This window comes from Kosmotoga sp. DU53, assembly GCF_001639905.1.
Classification (GTDB): Bacteria; Thermotogota; Thermotogae; order Petrotogales; family Kosmotogaceae; genus Kosmotoga; species Kosmotoga olearia.
Genome location: NZ_JGCK01000055.1, coordinates 1 through 2,841, shown reverse-complemented (window position 1 = coordinate 2,841; position 2,841 = coordinate 1). Strand labels below are relative to the sequence as shown.

The window sequence follows — 2,841 nt, the reverse complement described above, 5'->3', positions numbered from 1 at the left end:
TCGGATTCTCGGATTCTCGGCTTTTATTCAGCGTCTGCAAGCCTCAGTCTTCGAGCGTCGCTCCACCAGCTGACAGCCTCGCGAGCGTCTTGTTTTTTCTCGGACTCTCGGATTCTCGGATTCTCGGCTTTTATTCAGCGTCTGCAAGCCTCAACCTCGTGAGCGTCAACGTCGTGAGCCTCCTGAGCGCAGCTCAGCTCTTCCGCCGCGTAGCGGCCCTCCGGACTCTCGCCTTCTCGGTTTCTCGATTGTCACGCACAACCCACAACGTTTTAAATCGCTGCGCAGCGGCTTAGACGAAGCAAAAGCATGGTATAATAATGTATAGATGTAGATTATGAATGAGCATTATCTGTTTTCATAATTATACGTAGTAAGTAACAATAGGTTTGACATTTTTACCTTATAAGTGTAAAATATAAGTGCATTACTCAGGAGGCAGTCAATTGGAAACAATTTTCCTGAATAAACACCTTGAAAAACTCTATAAAGAAGCCAAGAAAAATAAAAAATACCCTCTACCTCAATATCTAATAGACAAATACATTGAGGTAGTTGACTTTATCAAAGCGGCAGACACGATAGTAGCTATGCGCAGCAGAAGAAGCTATAAATTCGAGAAACTCGCTGGTTATAATAGCAGATATTCGATAAGGCTCAACAAAAAATACCGGCTAGAAATTGAGATTGAGTGGATAGACAATAAACACACAATCGGAATATTTGGAATCGACGAAATTTCAAAACACTATGAATAAAGGTGAGAATCATGGGTGAAATTAGACCAGGAAAAATCATAGGTCCTGGAAAACACATTAAAGATGAAATTGAATACCTTGGCTGGACTCAGCAGGATCTCGCTGAGGTCATGGGCGTTTCTTTAAAAACCGTAAACCTATTGATACAAGATAAAACACCCATAACCTTTGAACTGGCCGTTAAATTAAGCAAAGCCATAGGTGGTACTCCGAATACCTGGTTGAATTTATACAACATGTATAGATCAAGGATCGAAAATCTGGAATCCGAAGAAAACAAAGCGATCGAAGACCGATCTATTCTTTACCAATACCTGCCAATAAGAGAAATGAAAAAAAGAGGTTGGATAGATAACTCCCGTTCCTTCGAAAAAGTAAAAAAATCAATCTTGGAATTTTTCGGAGTGAAGAACCTTGAGGAACTAAAAGAGAAACTCCAAAAGAAAGATCTTGCCCCCGCATTTAGAAGATCTGAAGCACATCAAAACTTCAACGGTTTTTACGCATATACCTGGTTCTTAATGGCAAAAAAGCTTTCAAAGCAAAAAAATCCTGGTTATGCCTATAATAAAGAAAAGCTAGAGGAGTTGGCGTGCCAGATCGCAGAATACTCACTTTATCCCGAAGGTATAGAACGATTTCTAGAAGAATTAGAAAACACCGGTGTTAGGTTCATGGTCCTTCCCCATTTACAAAAAACCTGTATTGACGGTGCCTCTTATATAGATGAATATGGTCCGGTAATCGTTTACACAAAAAGATACGACAGGATTGACAACTTCTGGTTTACCGTAGCTCACGAAATCGCACATATCCTCTACCATCATCTGGACGATGAAAAACCATTCATCGATAACCTTGCAGATTTAAGCGACAACGAAGCTGAAGTAGAAGCGAATAACATTGCCGGCGAATGGTTAAAACGAGATCAAATTCTTGACTACTTCAAAGGCAGCTACGGGTACATATCAGAAGTAAAGGTAAACGACTGTTCAAAAAAATTAAGAATACATCCAGCACTCATTGTAGGAATATTGCAGCATTACGGAAAACTATCTAGAAAGAACCTCAACAGATTCAAAAAGAAAGTTGGCGAGCTAATACCAGAGAAATACTATGTAGAAAATAAAAAAGACCAGGTTTTCAGAGCTGAAAAGGAAGAGAAAACTGTGTCCTAAGCGGTCCAAAAATGATTAGAAATTGCCCTTAGCGGCCCAGCGACTGGTATAGAAAACCAGTCGCTTTTGTTTGTTGTCCTGGTTTTTGGGCAAAAACCTACTAAGCATACACTAAATAACTATCTAAATTTTCAATATATTTCAGTGCACTCCACAACCACCGGCATAATCAGGTTTCACACCCCAGCCATGCTGACTCGTCATCCTGAGCTTGACTCAGGATCTCGTACTTAAAAAAACCCAGATTCTGGATTAAAGATTTCCAGAATGACACATAGAGGCCTCTCGACTCCCTAACTCGACATTTGTTCCCTACCCGTCATCCTGAACTTGATTCAGGATCTCGTACTTTAGAAAACCAGATTCTGGATTAAACATCTCCAGAATGACAGTGGCGGGTTAAGATTCTGGATAAGACATCTCCAGAATGACAGGTATCCGTTGACTTCTAAAGAATGACAGCGTCTGAAGCTTTCAAGACGTAGTCAAGCACTTCAGTAGCGTAGCTGCTTTCCGCCACAGGCGCACATCAACTGCGCAGCAGTTCTTTCGCCTTCTCGCCTTCTCGGACTCTCGGATTCTCGGATTCTTATCAGGAGTTCGGATCAATCCCGAAGGGATTCGTATCTGCCGCACAGCGGCCCTCTCGGTTTCTCGTTTTTTACGTACAACCTACAACCCACAACGTTTTTTATTGGTCTGACCCCCAATAATGAGACACGGGTTAACGAGATCAAGCTTTAACAGACTGAATCATGGAAATGCTACAGTGTTTCTTAAAGGCTTGTGGTGTCATGTATTTCAAAGAACCATGTGGTCTGAGATTATGATAGAAATCCATGTACACCTGGTATTTCCGGTAAACGTCTTCCGCTCTCTCAAACACATTCATAGCCACAAATTCC

2 protein-coding genes and 1 pseudogene are annotated in these 2,841 nt (G+C 41.3%); 2 read left to right on the top strand and 1 reads right to left on the bottom strand.

All coding sequences use genetic code 11. The features are described from left to right. Positions 1-446: 446 nt before the first annotated feature. Both DU53_RS06960 and DU53_RS06955 read left to right on the top strand, forming a co-directional pair. Entirely contained in the window at positions 447-758 is a 312-nt protein-coding gene (locus tag DU53_RS06960; protein WP_063728249.1) for a type II toxin-antitoxin system RelE/ParE family toxin, read from the top strand. Between the two features lie 11 nt (positions 759-769). Next, positions 770-1,936 (top strand): HigA family addiction module antitoxin, encoded by a 1,167-nt coding sequence (locus tag DU53_RS06955; protein WP_063728248.1) that lies wholly within the window; start codon positions 770-772, stop codon positions 1,934-1,936. Positions 1,937-2,669: 733 nt separating this feature from the next. On the opposite strand, the pseudogene DU53_RS12160 reads toward DU53_RS06955, so the two are convergent. Then, positions 2,670-2,841, bottom strand: a pseudogene (locus tag DU53_RS12160) (IS3 family transposase); the annotation flags it as partial.